This window comes from Caulobacter sp. SSI4214 (assembly GCF_012184455.1).
GTDB classification, from domain to species: Bacteria; Pseudomonadota; Alphaproteobacteria; order Caulobacterales; family Caulobacteraceae; genus Caulobacter; species Caulobacter vibrioides_E.
In genome coordinates, this window is sequence record NZ_SZWJ01000011.1 from 16,908 (window position 1) to 33,181 (window position 16,274).

Here is a 16,274-nt window from a genome sequence, read left to right on the forward strand (position 1 = left end):
CTTTGGCTTTAAGCACCCTTTGCAATGACCCTCTATCAGGAGGGCAAGTCTTGAAGTGTGTGGGGACATCACTTGGCTTCGATCTATCCGGTGATCCTGTGCGGCGGCTCGGGCACGCGTCTTTGGCCGGCGTCGCGCAGCGACCAGCCCAAGCAGTTCCTGAAACTTGTCGGCGAGCGCTCCTCGTTCCAAGAGACCGTGCTGAGGGTGAAGGACATTCCCGGCGTTGCCGAGATCGTCATCGTCACCGGCGAGGCCATGGTCGATTTCGTCGCCCAGCAGACCGCCGAGATCGGCGCGCCGGTGACCATCCTGGTCGAACCCGAGGCCCGCGACAGCGCCCCGGCCGTGGCGGCGGCGGCGGCCTATGTCGAGCGACAGGACCCCGACGGCGTCGTGCTGATGCTGGCCGCCGACCACCACATCGCCCAGCCCGAGATCTTCGGCGAAGCGGCTCTGACCGCCGCCCGGGCCGCCGAACACGACCTCATCGTCACCTTCGGCGTGCAGCCCACCGTGCCGGCCACCGGCTTTGGCTATATCCGCCCCGGCGAGGCGCTGCTCGACGGTTCGGTGCGCGCGGTCGCCGCCTTCGTCGAAAAGCCGGACCAGGAGACCGCCGAGCGGTACCTGCTGGAAGGCTACCTCTGGAACAGCGGCAACTTCGCCTTCAAGGCCGCCACGCTGCTGGGCGAGTTCGAGGCGTTCGAGCCTACGGTGGCCGCGGCCGCCAAGGCCTGTGTCGCCGGGCTCTCGCTGGAGGCCGGCGTCGGGCGCCTGAGCCGCGAGGCCTTCGGCCAGGCCAAGAAGATCTCGCTCGACTATGCGGTGATGGAGCGCACCACGAGAGCCGCCGTCGCGCCCGCCGCCTTCGCCTGGTCGGACCTGGGGGCCTGGGACGCCATTTGGGAGGCTTCGGTCCGCGACCACCATGGCAACGCCCAGGACGGCGACGTCGACCTGCACAAGGCTTCCGGCGTGCTGGTTCGGACGACGGGCCCCTATGTCGGCGTGATCGGCGTCAGCGACATCGTCGTCGTGGCCGAGCCCGACGCGGTGCTGGTCTGCCACCGCAAGGACAGCCAAGCCGTGAAGACCCTGGTCGATGGACTGAAGGCCAAGGGCCGTTCGATCGCCTCGCGCAAGAGCATCTCGCCTAGCGGCGCGGAAACCCTGGTCTCGACCGAGGCCTTCGACGTCGAACTGCGCCGCGCGCCGGCCGGCGCGACGATCAACCTCCCCGCCTCCACCGTGCAGGTTCTGGAAGGCGTTCTGGAGATGGCCGGCGACGTCCATGCCGCCGGCGCGATCATCGCGCTCGAAGGCGAGGCCCAAGCCCGCGCGAAGGGCGCGGCGACCCTCCTGGTCACCAAGCCGCGTTAGGTCCGGCCCGCCTCGATGGCGCGGTCCATTTCCAGGATACCGAGGACGATGTGATAGAAGGAGCTGGCGGGCGCCGGCTCCTCCACGAAGGTCTCGTCGGGCAAGTACTTGTCGCGCCACAGGCCGGGGACCGGGGTGCGCAGATAGGCCAGCAGGCCCTCGGCCGCGGCGGCGGCCATGTCCCAATAGCGGGGCTCGCCGGTCAGTTCGGCGGCCAGCACCGCGGCCTTGATGCGCTCGGTCTGCGGCCACAGGCGCGCGCTGGCGTCGTGGATCGAGAAGTCGTCCAGCAAGGCGTTGATCGCCACGCCGCGCGCCAAATCGGTTCCGTGGGTCTCGGCGGCGTCGATCATCTTCAGCGCGGCGGCCTCGGCGTCCGCCCGTCCCGCCAGCTTGCTCCAGCGCAGCAGCAGCCACCCCCACTCGAACTGATGGCCCGGTTCGCAGATCCGTCCCTCGACGCCCGGCGCGGGGTTCCAGTCAAGATCGAAGAACTCGCGAATCTGGCCGCTCTGGCCATGGATGAATCTGGAAAGCGCGAGTTGGGCGATCTCGTCGGCCAGGGCGCGCCAGGCCGGGTCCGCGTCGATCTCGTTCCAGGCCAGCATGGCCTCGAACAGGTGCATGTGCGGGTTCGACTGCAGCGGCGCGGTCGGCGGGTTGGTCTGGTGAAAGCCCGCCATCGAGTGCTTGCGCTCGGCGACCAGCTTGTCGCGCACCGCCACGGCGATGGCGCGGGCCTCGTCGGCGCGGGCCGGCGCCGCCTTGGCCGCCGCCGCCAGGGCGAACAGGGCGAAGGCTTGGTCATAGAGGTCGGCGGTCTCGTCCAGGCTCTCGCCGTTCGGCCCGACGAGGGCGCGGAAGAGCCCATCCGGGCGACGATATCGCGCGAGGTAAAACGACAACCCGTGCTCCACCGCTTCGCGCCAGGGCCCGTTCCAGCCTAGATCGCCAGCGATGGCGAAGGAGTAGATTTGGCGCGGCAGAACCCGGCCTCGGCGCGGACCATCGACCGGCGCGCCCTCCTGGTCGAGCTTCTCGAAGAACCCGCCCTTCGCGTGGTCCGCCCCCACGCGCCACCACAGCGGATAGGCCGCCTCGGTCGCCCAGGTCTTGAGACGGTCGCGCAGGCGGGCGGCGTCGGCGAAGGCGTTCATCGGAAGCTCCAGCGGGGTGCACGCCTTTCTAGGCGAGGTCGTGGCCCAAGGCCAAGACAGCGGCATGGCGTTTCGGCGACGGCCGGGGTAGTGGTCCGACCATGATCAGCGCCCTCGATCTTCCGCCGCTGAAGGCCGTGTTCCTGGACCGCGACGGCGTCCTGAACATCGACCACGGCTATGTCTCCGATCCGGCCAAACTGGACTGGATCGACGGCGCCCGCGAGGCGGTGGCGGCCATGACCAGGGCGGGCCTGAAGGTGCTGGTGGTCACCAACCAGTCGGGCATCGGCCGGGGCTATTTCGACGAGCCGGCCATGAACCGCTTCCACGCCGCCATGCAGGCGCAGCTGGACGCGCTGGGAGGCCGTATCGACGCCTTCTATCACTCGCCGTTTCACGAGACCGCGATCATCGAAGCCTACCGCGTCGCCGACCATCCGGACCGTAAACCCAATCCCGGCATGATCCTGCGGGGCCTGGCCGACTGGAACCTGACGCCGCTGGAGACCGTGATCATCGGCGATCGCGATATCGACGTCGAAGCCGGCGCGCGGGCGGGCGTCCCGGGCTATCTGTTCCCGGGCGGCGACCTGAGGGCCTTTGTCAGCCACGTGCTGGGCGAGCGCGTTGCGGCGCTGAGATGAAGATCCTGCTGCTGGGCAAGACCGGTCAGGTCGCCACGGCGTTTCAGGCCGCCGCGCGCGCGCGGAAAGGCGTCGAGGTGATCGCGCTTTCCCGCGCCGATCTCGACCTGGAGAACACCGACGCTATCCGCGCCGCGATCCTGGGCGCCGACTGCGATCTCGTGCTCAACGCGGCCGCCTTCACCCAGGTGGACCGAGCCGAGACGTCTCCCGAAGAGGCCTTCGCGGTCAACGCTCGCGCTCCCGGCGAGATGGCCAAGGCCTGCGCCGAGCGCGACTTGCCGTTCGTGCATCTGTCGACCGACGCGGTGTTCGACGGCCTGACCGACCGGCCCTATGTCGAGACCGACGCGCCTTCGCCGATCAATGTCTATGGCCGCTCGAAGCTGGCCGGCGAGCAAGCGGTCCTCGCCCATGCCCGGACCGTGGCGCTGCGAGTCTCGTGGGTCTTTTCCCGGCACGGCCGCAACTATGTCGGCTTCATGCTGCGCCTGGCCCGCGAGCGCGAGGTGCTGAAGGTCGTCGCCGACCAGTTCGGGACGCCGACCGACGGCGAGGCCCTGGCCGCGTTTCTGCTGGCGACCGCGCCGCGCTGGGCCGCCGCGCCGGCCGAAGACCCGGCGTTCGGCCTGTTCCACTTCGCCAACGCCGGCGAGACCAGCCGCTTCGACTTCGCCAAGGCCGCGATCGATCGCGATCCGCTGACCCGCGCGCGACTGGAGCCGACCACCCAGGCCGCCTTCGCCGAACCCGCGCCCCGGCCGCCCCGCTCGCCCTTGGATACGGGCAAGCTGCGCGCCCTGTTCGGCTTCACGCCGGAACCGTGGCGCCCCGCGGTCGAACGGACCGCCGATCGCCTCGTGGCCGCCGGTTTGACCGGCTAAGCGCTGGCGCCCAAGGGCGGCGCGCGGTACACCCACGCCCGACTTCTCCATAGACGCGACGTGACAGACCCATGCAGATCTTCCTCGACAGCACCGACACCAAGGTCATCGCCGACCTGGCCTCGACCGGTCTGGTGGATGGCGTGACCACCAATCCGACCCTGATCGCCAAGTCGGGCCGGCCGATGCTGGAGGTGATCGCCGAGATCTGCGACCTCGTCCCGGGTCCGATCAGCGCCGAGGTGGCCGCCACCACCGCCGAGGCCATGATCGCCGAAGGCAAGAAGCTGGCCGCCATCGCCCCGAACGTGGTGGTGAAGATCCCGCTGACCCGCGATGGCCTGATCGCCTGCGCCGCCTTCGCCGACGAAGAGATCAAGACCAACGTCACCCTGTGTTTTTCCGCGACCCAGGCCCTGCTGGCCGCCAAGGCCGGGGCGACCTTCGTCTCGCCGTTCATCGGCCGTCTGGACGACTACGGCTTCGACGGCATGGACCTGATCCGCGACATCCGCGCGATCTACGACAACTACGGCTATGAGACCGAAATCCTCGCGGCCTCGGTGCGCAACGCCGGCCACGTGAAGGAAGCCGCGATCGTCGGCGCCGACGTCGTCACCATCCCGCCGGCCGTGTTCGGCGATCTCTACAAGCACCCGCTGACCGACAAGGGCCTGGAACAGTTCCTGAAGGACTGGGCCTCGACCGGCCAGTCGATCCTGTAGGGCCGCGCGAGCGAGGGCGGGCCGAACGAGGCTCGCCCGAAGCGCAAATAGGTGATCACAGTTTATTTCGCTAAAGCGAAGCTGGTTCGCAAACGCGAGCTCATGCGTTACAGCTTGGTCCGTCCACAGAGGGCCAAGCCGATGGTTCCGAACGCCGCAGAAACCGAGGTCCGCCTGGCCGGTCCCGAAGAGGCCGACCGCTTCTCGCGTTTCCTGCAGGGCTTTCTCTCGGCCAACGGCTTCCCGTTCGTGATCGTGCACGACACGCCCGAGCTTCTGGGCCAGCTTCGCAAGGTGGTGTTCGAGGACGCCGGCCTGAGCCACAAGTTCGCCAGCGAGTGGCTGAACCAAAGAGGCACGGCCGGCAGCGCCTAGAACGTGAGGCTGAAAGTGGGAACCGATTTCAGCTTATCTCACGCTCTAAACATTTGATTTAGAGCCTTCAGCGGTCAGGCCTTCGGCCGAGCTCGAGGCGACGCCGGCGCCGATTTCCGAGCCCGACGCGTCTTGATCAGATTCAGCAGGTGGTGCTCGCCCTCGCCCGGCATGGCTGGCGAGGGATCCTTGGCCTTGGTCGGGCGCGGCGGCGGCAGGTCGTCGCGCGAGGGGTCCTCCGTCAGAAGATGCGCGGCCAGCATCAGGTCGGTCTTGACCGGGCCAAAGTCGGCGGACGCGGTCCAGGCGCGGATCGCGGCCTGGGCGTAGGCCTCCGACAGGTCGGTCACCTCGATCATCACCGCCGGGTCCTTGCGGATGCGCGGATCATTCTCGGCCCGTTCGCGCAGCCGCTTGAGCACGGCGACCAGATCGGTTTTCAGCGGAACCTTGAACAGCACGTCGGCCCGACGATGCCGGTGGGTCGAATAGTTCAGGATGACGTCGCCGAACACCTTGCTGTTGGGGATCATCACCTTGACGTTGTCGAACGTGGCGATCTCGGTGAACAGCAGGTCCAGCGACTTGACCGTGCCCTGGCGAGTCGAGGTCTCGATGACATCGCCGACGCGATAGGGACGGAACAGCAGGATCATCATCCCGGCCGCGACGTTCGAAAGCGCGCCCTGCAGCGCCAGGCCGATGGCCAGCGAGGCCGCGCCCAGCACCGCGATGATCGAGGTGGCCTGCACGCCGAGCTGCTGCAGCACCGCCACCAGGCCCATGGCGATGACGGCGTATCGCGCCAGAGAGGCGCTGAAGCTCTCCAGGGTGGGATCGGGCGCGTTGCGATGCACGCGGGCCAGCGTCCGGCGCATGAACCGCGCGGCCCAGCCGGCGAGCCAGAAGGTCAGGACCAGGATCAGTCCCGCCACCACCAGATTCACCGCGAGCTTGCCCAACCAGTCGAGGAAGTGCCCGAGCATGGTTTCATCGGCCTTGATCTTGGCGATGGACGGCAAGGCGGCGTCCGGCGGGATGACGCTGGGTTTGGTCTGCATGAAAGCCTCGATTGGCGCCCCCGCGCCGTTCGGTCAACGGCGGCGACGCGGCCATGGTTCCGCTTGCCCCGTCTGGGGGAAACAGTCGGTTACATCAATTGGCTCGAATTCGTCATGAACGCCCACTAGAGCGTGGCGCCATGACCATGCCCTTCATCGACCTCGCCGCGCAGCAGCGCCGAATCCGCGACAAGATCGACGCCGCCATCGCCAAGGTTTTGGACAGCGGCGCCTATGTCATGGGCCCGCAGGTTCGAGAGTTCGAAGCCAAGCTGGCGGCGTTCGGCCAAGCCAAGCTGGCCCTGTCCTGCGCCAATGGCACCGACGCCATCGCCCTGCCGCTGATGGCTTGGGACATCGGTCCGGGCGACGCGGTGTTCTGCCCGTCCTTCACCTTCGCCGCGACGCCCGAGGTCGCGCCCTGGGTCGGCGCCACGCCGGTGTTCGTCGACATCCTGCCCGACACCTTCAACCTCGACCCCGCCAAGCTGGACGCCGCCATCGCCGGGGTGAAGGCCGAGGGCAAGCTGACCCCTAAGGTCGTGATCGCGGTCGACCTGTTTGGCCAGCCCGCCGACTATCCGGCGATCAAGGCCATCTGCGATCGCGAGGGCCTGAAGCTGATCGCCGACAGCGCCCAAGGCTTCGGCTGCACGTTGAACGGCCATCATCCGCTGCATTGGGCCGATGTCGCCACCACCAGCTTCTTCCCGGCCAAGCCTTTGGGCGGCTATGGCGACGGCGGGGCGGTGCTGACCAATGATCAGACCCTTTGGGACCTGATGGACAGCTATCGCGTTCACGGCAAGGCGGTCGGCCCGGACCTGCAAGGCCGCACCTTCGACCACGACCCGAAATACCTGAACACCCGCATCGGGATGAACTCGCGCCTGGACACCCTGCAGGCGGCGATCCTGATCGAGAAGCTGGCGATTTTCGCCGAAGAAATCGACCTGCGCCAAGTCGTCGCCCAGCGCTATGCCGAGGGCCTGAAGGGCGCGGTGATCGCGACTCCGACGGTGATCGACGGCGGCGTCTCGGTGTGGGCGCAGTATGTCATCGAGCACCAGAACCGCGACGGCCTGGCCGCGCATCTCAAGGCCCAAGGCATTCCGACGGCGGTCTATTATCCCGTGCCGATGCACGCCCAGGCGCCCTATGCCGGCTATCCGCGCGGCGCGGGCGGTCTGCCGGTGACCGAGGCCAAGGCCCAGACGGTGCTGGCCCTGCCGATGCACCCCTACCTGACCGAAGGCGACCAGGCGCGGATCATCGACGCCATTCGCGCTTTCGCGGACAGGCTCTAGATTCAGTTATTTAGAGCGCGTTCGAGCGGTTTAGCCGCTCACACTTAAACCTAACGCGCTCTAACCCGCTCGCGCGCGGTCCAGGGCCGCGTAGAGCGCCGCGATGTCGAGCGGCTTGGCCAGCCAGTCAGTCATGCCTGCGGCCCGGCAAGCCTCGACCTCATCGGCGGCCACGCCGGCGCTGAAGCCGATGACGGGAATGTCGTGGTTGCGGCCCTTGCCAGCCCGCAGGCGTCGGGTGGCCTCGCGGCCGTCCAACCCCGGCATGTTGACGTCCATCAGCACCACGTCGAAGGCCTGCGCCTCGAGCCGCTCCAGGGCTTCGTTTCCGTCGGGCGCGGTGGTGAGCGTCACGCCGAGAGGCTCCAGCACCAGCGCCAACGTCCGGCGATTGATCTCGTGATCGTCCACGGCCAGAACGCGCAGGTCGCCGACCGACGGCGCCAGGGCCGGACCCTCATCCGCCGAGCGCGGCGCGGCCTCTTCCCGCCCGATGGGCAAAACCAGGGTCAGGCGAAACACCGCGCCCCGGGCGGCGACCGGACAGGCCTCCAGATCACCGCCCATCGGGCGCGCCAGCTGCCGGCTCACCGTCAGCCCAAGGCCGGTGCCGCCATAGGTCCGCGCTGTTTCCTGGGAAGCCTGGGCATAGGGCGTGAAGAGCCGGTCCATGGCCTCGGGGCTGATTCCGGGACCGTTGTCCTCGACCTCGATGACGACGCGAACCTTGGCGTCGCCGACGGCCTCGCCGGCCAGTCGGATCTCAATCACGCCGCGCTCGGTGAACTTGATGGCGTTGGACAGCAGGTTGTTCAGGATCTGACGCAGGCGGAATGGATCGCCGCGCACCCAGATTGATGGCTGTTCACCGGGGGGATCGCGCAGGGCCAGGCCCTTGGCCTTGACGTTAGCGGTCCAGAAGCGCGTCGCGTCCCGGATGGCCCCCAACACGTCGAAATCGCGCTCTTCCAGGCTCATGGCGCGGGCCTCGATCTTGGCCTGATCGAGCATGTCGGTCAGCAGACCGGTCATCAGCTGTCCGGCGTCGAAAATCAGGTTGGCCGTCGCCTGGGTCTGGACGGGACTGGCGCCGCCGCGGATCAGCTGGGCGCCGGCGACTATGGCGGACAGCGGCGTTCGCAGCTCGTGGCTGACGATGGCCGCCATGGCGGTGCGTTCCGACAGCGCCTCTTCGGTCTGCACGCGCCGCCGGTCGGCTTCCTCGCGGGCCGCGAACAGGGCGCGACGCTGGTGGTGCATACGCATCCAGATCGTGTGCAGCGCCAGGATCATGAAGCCCACCGATACGGCGACAATGGCCCCCTGGCCGCGCGTGGCCTGCGGCATCAGAAACGGCGTCGCCGCCAGGCCGATCGCGTAGGGGGTGAAGCCCAGATAAAATAGCGGACGGCTGTCGACTCCCGAGACGACGTTGTTCAGCGCGCCCCCGATCAGCACCATCACGGCCAGGGCCATCAGCGGCGGCTGACCGCTTCGCCAAAAGATCAGCGCCGCGCCGGCATGTACGACGGCCATCGACAACATCGACGCCAACATCAGGACGACCCGCGCCGCCAGATGATGCTTGGGCAACCCGCCCCTGGCGAAAGGCCGAACCGCCACGAACTCCAGCGCCTGGACCGACAGGCTCGCGGTCAGCCACAGCGGGATCAGGTCCAGGCGTCCGATCAGACCCAGCGCCCAGCTCAGAAGAACCGTCAACCCGACGCGCGAATAGGCCTGGCGGTAACGCTCCTTCGCATTGATCCGCAGGTGCGGAAGCAAGACGGCCAACACGGACGGTAAGGACGCGTTCATCGTCTCTTCCTTAGGCCGGACAGGCAAAGGAGACGTGAACATCGCTCAAGCGTCCAGCATCGCTTCCAGCGTCTTGAGCTCGTCGGCCTCGCGCGCCGGCTTGTCCCAACGGATGCGGTGGATGCGCGGAAAGCGCATGGCCACGCCCGACTTGTGCCGAGTCGAGCGCTGCAGGCCTTCGAAAGCCACCTCGAACACTAGGCCGAAGTCCTGGTCGGCGCGAACCGAGCGCACTGGGCCGAAACGCTCCGCCGTATGGTCGCGAACGAACTTGTCGATCCGTTTGAGCTCCTCGTCGGTGAAGCCGAAATAGGCCTTGCCGACCGGAGTCAGGCTCCGCCGCCCTTGCTCGTCCTCGCGCCAGACGCCGAAGGTGTAGTCGGAATAGAAGCTGGATCGTTTGCCGTGACCGCGCTGGGCGTACATCAGCACCGCGTCGATCAGCTGCGGGTCGCGCTTCCATTTGAACCACGGACCCTTCGGGCGGCCGGGCTCGTAGACGCTGTCGCGGCGCTTCAGCATCAAGCCCTCCGAAAGGCGGGCGTCGCCCTCGGGCGGTTCCAGGCGCAGGGCGGCCAGTTCCTCCCAACTGTCGAAGGGCTGCAGGGGCGAGAGATCGATGCGCGGCGTCGTCAGCCGGCCCACGAACGCCTCGAGCCTTGATCGACGCTCGACGAAGGGAAGACCTCGAAGATCGACCTCGCCGTCCAGCAGCAGGTCATAGGCCCGGACGCCGGCGGGAAAAGTGGCCAGTTGCTTGGCGTCGACGGTCTTGCGGTTCAGCCGTTGCTGCAGGTCGCCGAACGGGGCCAAGGCGCCGTCGCGCAGCACCAGGAGTTCGCCGTCGATCGCTCCCTCGAAGTCCATCGCCTCGACGACGTCCGGAAAGGCGGCCGAGATGTCGTCGCCGGTGCGGCTGTAGAGCCGCCGCTCGCCCCGCTCGGACACCGCTTGAACGCGGATGCCGTCCCACTTCCATTCGGCGACATAGTCGGCCGGATCCAGCTTGGCGAAATCGACGGCCTCGTCGATCGGCTGGGCCAGCATCACGGGCCGGAACCGCCCGGGGGCGTCGGGCGAAGGGCGTTCGGAACGACCTTCAAGCCAGGCGAAGAGATCGCCATAGGGCGGTTCGACGACGTGCCAGACCTCCTCGATCTCGCCGATCTCGACACCGCCGAACTGAGCGCAGGCCTGCTTGGCCAGGCGGGAGGAAACGCCAACCCGAAGCCCGCCGGTCATCAGTTTCAGCAGCGCCCAGCGCCCGTCCGGATCCAGGGCGTCCAGCCAGCCCTCGATCAGATGCTGGACCTCGGCGCGCGACGCCGAACGCAGAGCCTCGACCACCTCGGACAGCTCCGGCGGCCGATTGGCCCCCGGCCTCGACGGCCAAACCAAGGCGACGGTCTCCGCCAGATCGCCGACATAGTCGTAGGACCAGGCGAACAGCTGGGCGTCCATCCGCGCCTCGACCGCCTTGCGAATGAAGGCTGGCTTGGCGGCGTTGAACGACAGCGCGCCGGTCAGCGCCGCCAGGGCGTAGCCGCGATCGGGATCCGGCGTCTGGCGCAGGTGGTCCCCGATCAAGGTCAGCTTGGCGTTGCGAGACGTGGTCAGGGACAGCCGGTCGAGCAGATGGGCGAAGGCGCGCATGGACATGGAATGTCGAGCGATCTCCTTTCGTTCAGCCGCTTCATAACGGGCGGACCCGACCTCTCGCGCAAGTCGCTTGTCGATGCTAGATTAAAACAGATGTTTGAATTCGCGAGGCGGTCATGGACCAGGCGCTGCCCGAAGGTTTCTCGCCCCACGTCCGCAAGAGCCCCCTGACGGATCCTTGGGAGCCGTTGTACGCCAAGCCGGGCGCGGACCGGCTGGTTCTGGGCGTCCACGTGCGCCCCGAGCACTGCAATTCGCGGAACATGCCGCACGGCGGCTTTCTGGCCGCGATGGCCGACAACGCCATGGGCCTATCGCTAGGCGTGGGCCTTGCCGCCGCTGAACGGGAGACCGCCGGGCTCGTCACCGTCTCGCTGACGCTGGACTATCTGGGGTCGGCCAAGCTGGGCCAATGGCTCGAGTTCGACACCGATTTCATCAAGCTGGGCCGCTCGATCTGCTTTGCCGAAGCGACGGTGCGCGCCGATGGCCAGCCGATCGCCCGCGCTCGGGCGACGTTCAAGGTCCAGGCGGCGAAAGCGGCGGCGTGAAACGAAAACCTCGCCCCTCGACTGGCTCGGGGCGAGGCTTCTAGACGCGGCCGGAGGGCGACCCTACGCCTAGAGCGCGTTAGGTTTAAGTGTGAGCGGTTAAATCGCTCGAACGCGCTCTAAATATTTGAATTTAGAGCCTGTTTATCCGCTTCAAACGATTCCATTTGAAGCGGACAGGCTCTAAGCGCGTTCGTTGACCGGCTGCTGGGCGATCAGGGGCTGGGGCAGGCGGCTGACCATCTCCTTCGGGCAGACCTGCCAGAACTGGCCCCGCGCCCGATCCCAGTCGCGCAGCAGCGTCTCGGCGAAGACCGAGTCCGTCTCGCGGGCGTGCTCGGCGATCAGCGAGCGCAGCACGCCTTCCCAGTAGGGCGAGGCCAGGCGCTGCACGACGATGCTGTCCGGGTTGATGTTGTCCTGGAAGCGGTCGTGCTGGTCGAACACGAAGGCCATGCCGCCGGTCATGCCCGCGCCGAAGTTGCCGCCCGTCGGGCCCAGGATCACCACCTGGCCGCCGGTCATGTACTCGCAGCCATTGGCGCCGCAGCCCTCGACCACCGTGGTGGCGCCGGAGTTACGGACCGCGAAGCGCTCGCCCGCCTGGCCCGCCGCGAACAGCCGGCCCGAGGTGGCGCCGAACAGCACGGTGTTGCCGATCAGGGTGTTGGTTTCCGGCGCCGCCAGGCCGCGAGCGGGTTTGATCACGATCGTCGCGCCCGACAGGCCCTTGCCGACATAGTCGTTGGCCTCGCCGGTCAGCTCGATGCGCAGGCCCTGGACCGCGAAGGCCCCCAGGCTCTGACCGGCCGAGCCCTTGAGCTGGACGGTCAGGTGGCCCGAGGGCAGGCCCTTCATGCCGAACTTGCGGACGATGTGGCTGGAGGTGCGGGTGCCGATGGTGCGGGCCGTGCTGCGGACCGTGTAGGTCAGCTGCATCTTCTCGCCGCGCTCCAGCAGCGGGGCGGCGTCGCGGACGATCTGGGCGTCCAGGGTGTCCGGCACCGCGTTGCGGCCCTCGACCGTGCAGTAGGGCTTGTTCGCGCCCGGATCGGCGCGCACCAACAGCGGGTTCAGGTCGAGGTCGTCCAGGTGCTCGCCGCCGCGGCTGACCTGGGCCAGCAGGTCGGTGCGGCCGACGATTTCCTGCAGGGATCGGAAGCCCAGGCCCGCCAGGATCTCGCGCACCTCTTCAGCGACGAAGGTGAAGAGGTTGATGACCTTGTCCGGCGTGCCGGTGAACTTGGCGCGCAGGGCCTCGTCCTGAGTGCAGACGCCGACCGGGCAGGTGTTGGAATGGCACTGGCGCACCATGATGCAGCCCATCGCCACCAGCGAGGCGGTGCCGATGCCGAACTCCTCGGCGCCCATCATGGCGGCGATGACGATATCGCGGCCGGTCCGCATCCCGCCATCGGCGCGCAGCACGACGGAGTGTCGCAGATTGTTCAGGGTCAGAACCTGATTGGCTTCCGACAGGCCCATTTCCCACGGACCGCCGGCGTACTTGACCGAGGTCTGGGGCGAGGCGCCGGTGCCGCCGACGCCGCCGGCGACCAGGATCACGTCGGCCTTGGCCTTGGCCACGCCGGCCGCGATCGCGCCGATGCCGGTGGCGGCGACCAGCTTCACCGTGACCCGGGCGATCGGATTGATCTGCTTCAGGTCATAGATCAGCTGGGCCAAATCCTCGATCGAGTAGATGTCGTGGTGCGGCGGCGGGCTGATCAGCATGACGCCAGGGGTGGAGTGCCGCAGGCGGGCGATCATCTCGGTGACCTTGAAGCCGGGCAGCTGGCCGCCCTCGCCGGGCTTGGCGCCCTGGGCGACCTTGATCTCCAGCTCGACGCACTGGTTCAGGTACTCGGCGGTGACGCCAAAGCGGCCCGAGGCGACCTGCTTGATGGCGCTGTTGGGGTTGTCGCCGTTCGGCAGCGGCTTGTAGCGCGCGCTGTCCTCGCCGCCCTCGCCCGAGACCGAACGGGCGCCGATGCGGTTCATGGCGATGTTCAGGGCGCCGTGCGCTTCGGGGCTCAGCGCGCCCAGGCTCATGCCTGGGGTCACGAAGCGCTTGCGGATCTCGTTGACGCTCTCGACGTCGTCGGTCGAGATTGGATTGCGGTCCGAGCGCCAATCCAAGAGGTCGCGCAGCTGGATCGGCTTTTGCGTGCGCAGGCCGTTGGACCAGCGGCGATAGAGCTCGTAATCGCCGGTGTCGCAGGCCGTCTGCAGGGTATGCATCAGCCGCGCCTCGAAAGCGTGGGCCTCGCCCGAGCGACGCGCCTTGTAGAGACCGCCGACCGGCAGGGTGACGGCGGGCGTCCCCCAGGCCTTGCGGTGCAGCTCGACGGTCTTGCTCTCGATGCCGGCCAGACCGATGCCCGAGATGCGCGAGGGCATGCCGGGGAAGAATTCCGCCGCCAGGGCGCGCGAAAGACCGACGGCCTCGAAGTTGTAGCCGCCCCGGTACGAGCTGATGACGCTGATCCCCATCTTGGAGATGATCTTCAGCAGCCCGCCCTCGATCGCGGTCTTGAAGTTGATGCAGACGTCGCGCAGCGTCTTGTCGCCGACCAGGCCGCGCTCCAGGCGATCCTGGAAGCTTTCCTGGGCCAGATAGGCGTTGACCGCCGTGGCCCCGACACCGACCAGCACGGCGAAATAGTGCGTATCCAGGCACTCGGCCGAACGGACGATGATCGAGACGTAGCTGCGCAGACCCTTGGCGACCAGGTGGGCGTGAACGCCGCCGGTGGCCAGGATCATCGGCAGGGCGACGCGGTCCTCGGCGCTATGCTCATCGGTCAGGATGATGGCCCCGCAGCCGCGCAGCACGGCGTCCTCGGCCTCGGCGCGGATGCGGTCGAGATTGGCGCGCAAGGCGTCGCCGGCTCGAGCCTCGGGCGCGGGCAAGGGCATGGTGCAGTCGATGACCGCGACGTTCTTCTCGCCCAGCAGACCGTGAATGCGCTCGTACATGCCGGTGGTCAGCACCGGGCTTTCCAGCACATACACATCCGCCTGAGCGGCGTCCTGGGCCAGGATGTTGCCGAGGTTCTTGAAGCGAGTCTTCAGGCTCATCACGCCGGTCTCCCGCAGCGGGTCGATCGGCGGGTTGGTCACCTGGCTGAAGTTCTGGCGGAAATAGTGGCTCAGCGGACGGTACTTCTCCGATAGCACCGCCAGCGGCGTGTCGTCGCCCATAGAGCCGACGGCTTCCTTGCCCTCCTCGACCATCGGCGCGAGGATCATTTCCAGATCTTCGAGGCTGTAGCCGGCGGCGGCCTGGCGGCGCGTCAGCTCCTCGCGGCCGTACTTGCGCGGCTCGGGACCGGGGCCGATCTGCTTTTCCAGATCGACCATGTTGCCCAGCCACTCGGTGTAGGGGTGGCGACCGGCCAGCTCGTCGATGATGGCCTCTTCGTCGTAGAGACGGCCCTCGGCGAGGTCGATGGCCAGCATCCGCCCCGGCGAAATGGCCAGCTTGCGGGTGATGCGGCTTTCCTCGACGCCGCACATGCCCGCTTCCGAGCCCATGATCACAAGGCCGTCGTCGGTATAGGCCACGCGCAGCGGCCGCAGCCCCGAGCGGTCCTTGCCGGCCACGACCCAGCGGCCGTCGGTGGCGCACAGGGCGGCCGGACCGTCCCACGGCTCCATCACGGCGTTGCAGTAGGAATAGAGCGCCTTGTGGGCGTCCTTCATCTTCGGATTGGCGGCCTCGGGGACCAGCAGGGCCTTGGCCATCGGCGCGTCGCGGCCGGCGCGGACCAGAACCTCGAAGGTGTTGTCCAGGTTGGCGCTGTCCGAGCCGCCGGGCTGGATCACCGGCTTCACGTCATCCCCGAACTCGCCGAAGGCCTGGGCGGCCATCTTGATCTCGTGGGACTTCATCCAGTTGATGTTGCCCTTGATCGTATTGATCTCGCCGTTGTGGGCCAGCATCCGGAACGGCTGGGCCAGTCGCCACTGCGGGAAGGTGTTGGTCGAGTAGCGCTGGTGGAAGATCGCCACGGCGGCGGCGAAGCGCTCGTCCTTCAGGTCGGGATAGAACTCGTCGATATGCTCGGCGAGGAACATGCCCTTGTAGATCAGCGACTTGGCCGAGAACGAGCAGATGTAGAAATCGCTGATGTTCTGGCCGTGAACGCGCTTTTCGATGCGCTTGCGGCACAGGAAGAGCGCGCGCTCCAGGGCCTCGCCCTCCAGACCGGCCGGCGGAGCCAGCATGATCTGTTCGATTTCCGGACGGGTGGCGTTGGCCTTCTCGCCGATCACCGACGTGTCCACCGGCACCTGGCGCCAGCCATAGATGTAGAAGCCGAACCGCAACGCCTCGGCTTCCACGATCGTGCGGCACGCCTCCTGGGCGCCCAGGTCCGTGCGCGGCAGGAAGACCTGGCCGACGGCGATGGGGCCGGGACGAAGCGCGTGGCCGGTGCGGCGCACCTGGTCGACGAAAAAGTCCTGCGGGACGCTGACCAGCACGCCGGCGCCGTCGCCGGTCTTGCCGTCGGCGTCCACCGCGCCCCGATGCCAGAGCGCCTTCAGGGCCTTGATCGCCAGCTCTACGACCTCGCGGCGCGGCTGGCCGTCGATGGCGCAGACCAGGCCGACCCCGCAGGCGTCGCGCTCGGTGGTCGGGTCATAGGCGTGGCCGTCGATCAGGGCCTGGCGGTTCTTCAGATAGAGGTCCATCTCGCTCAT

General features: G+C 67.7%; 12 protein-coding genes. 7 read left to right on the plus strand and 5 right to left on the minus strand.

Annotation, left to right across the window (positions count from 1 at the left end; genetic code table 11):
- Positions 1–72: 72 nt before the first annotated feature.
- Positions 73–1,383, plus strand: coding sequence for a mannose-1-phosphate guanylyltransferase (locus FCU40_RS05185; RefSeq protein ID WP_168073363.1), 1,311 nt, complete (start codon positions 73–75; stop codon positions 1,381–1,383).
- Here the strand turns inward: FCU40_RS05185 and FCU40_RS05190 are convergent.
- The gene (locus FCU40_RS05190; RefSeq protein ID WP_168073365.1) at positions 1,380–2,540 is read right to left on the minus strand and encodes an AGE family epimerase/isomerase; all 1,161 of its coding nucleotides are present in this window, start codon (positions 2,538–2,540) and stop codon (positions 1,380–1,382) included. The two genes, FCU40_RS05185 and FCU40_RS05190, sit on opposite strands and share 4 nt — an antisense overlap.
- A gap of 101 nt (positions 2,541–2,641) precedes the next feature.
- On the opposite strand from FCU40_RS05190, the gene FCU40_RS05195 reads away from it, so the two are divergent.
- From FCU40_RS05195 to FCU40_RS05210, 4 genes are all read left to right on the plus strand, one after another.
- Positions 2,642–3,187, plus strand: coding sequence for an HAD family hydrolase (locus tag FCU40_RS05195; protein WP_168073367.1), 546 nt, complete (start codon positions 2,642–2,644; stop codon positions 3,185–3,187).
- Positions 3,184–4,071: a dTDP-4-dehydrorhamnose reductase gene (gene rfbD / locus FCU40_RS05200; RefSeq protein ID WP_168073369.1), complete on the plus strand. Its 888-nt coding sequence runs from the start codon at positions 3,184–3,186 to the stop codon at positions 4,069–4,071. The genes FCU40_RS05195 and rfbD overlap by 4 nt, the downstream gene beginning before the upstream one ends.
- A 71-nt stretch (positions 4,072–4,142) precedes the next feature.
- Entirely contained in the window at positions 4,143–4,796 is a 654-nt protein-coding gene (gene fsa / locus FCU40_RS05205; protein WP_004617268.1) for a fructose-6-phosphate aldolase, read from the plus strand.
- A 141-nt stretch (positions 4,797–4,937) separates the two neighbouring features.
- The gene (locus FCU40_RS05210; protein WP_004617270.1) at positions 4,938–5,171 is read left to right on the plus strand and encodes a hypothetical protein; all 234 of its coding nucleotides are present in this window, start codon (positions 4,938–4,940) and stop codon (positions 5,169–5,171) included.
- Positions 5,172–5,245: 74 nt separating this feature from the next.
- On the opposite strand, the gene FCU40_RS05215 is transcribed toward FCU40_RS05210, so the two are convergent.
- Positions 5,246–6,232 carry a mechanosensitive ion channel family protein gene (locus FCU40_RS05215; protein WP_168073371.1) on the minus strand — a complete coding sequence of 329 codons (987 nt, stop codon included), beginning with the start codon at positions 6,230–6,232 and terminating at the stop codon, positions 5,246–5,248.
- A gap of 140 nt (positions 6,233–6,372) precedes the next feature.
- On the opposite strand from FCU40_RS05215, the gene FCU40_RS05220 reads away from it, so the two are divergent.
- Entirely contained in the window at positions 6,373–7,539 is a 1,167-nt protein-coding gene (locus FCU40_RS05220) for a DegT/DnrJ/EryC1/StrS aminotransferase family protein (RefSeq protein ID WP_168073373.1), read from the plus strand.
- Positions 7,540–7,599: 60 nt separating this feature from the next.
- Here the strand turns inward: FCU40_RS05220 and FCU40_RS05225 are convergent, their stop codons facing one another.
- Together FCU40_RS05225 and FCU40_RS05230 are read right to left on the minus strand one after the other, a co-directional pair.
- Positions 7,600–9,357, minus strand: coding sequence for an ATP-binding protein (locus FCU40_RS05225; RefSeq protein WP_168073375.1), 1,758 nt, complete (start codon positions 9,355–9,357; stop codon positions 7,600–7,602).
- Between the two features lie 45 nt (positions 9,358–9,402).
- Positions 9,403–11,016, minus strand: coding sequence for a cisplatin damage response ATP-dependent DNA ligase (locus tag FCU40_RS05230; protein ID WP_168073377.1), 1,614 nt, complete (start codon positions 11,014–11,016; stop codon positions 9,403–9,405).
- Positions 11,017–11,132: 116 nt separating this feature from the next.
- Between FCU40_RS05230 and FCU40_RS05235 the strand changes: the two genes are divergently transcribed.
- Positions 11,133–11,567, plus strand: a complete 435-nt coding sequence (locus FCU40_RS05235; protein ID WP_168073379.1) for a PaaI family thioesterase — start codon at positions 11,133–11,135, stop codon at positions 11,565–11,567.
- Positions 11,568–11,750: 183 nt separating this feature from the next.
- On the opposite strand, the gene gltB is transcribed toward FCU40_RS05235, so the two are convergent.
- Entirely contained in the window at positions 11,751–16,274 is a 4,524-nt protein-coding gene (gltB, locus tag FCU40_RS05240) for a glutamate synthase large subunit (protein WP_168073381.1), read from the minus strand.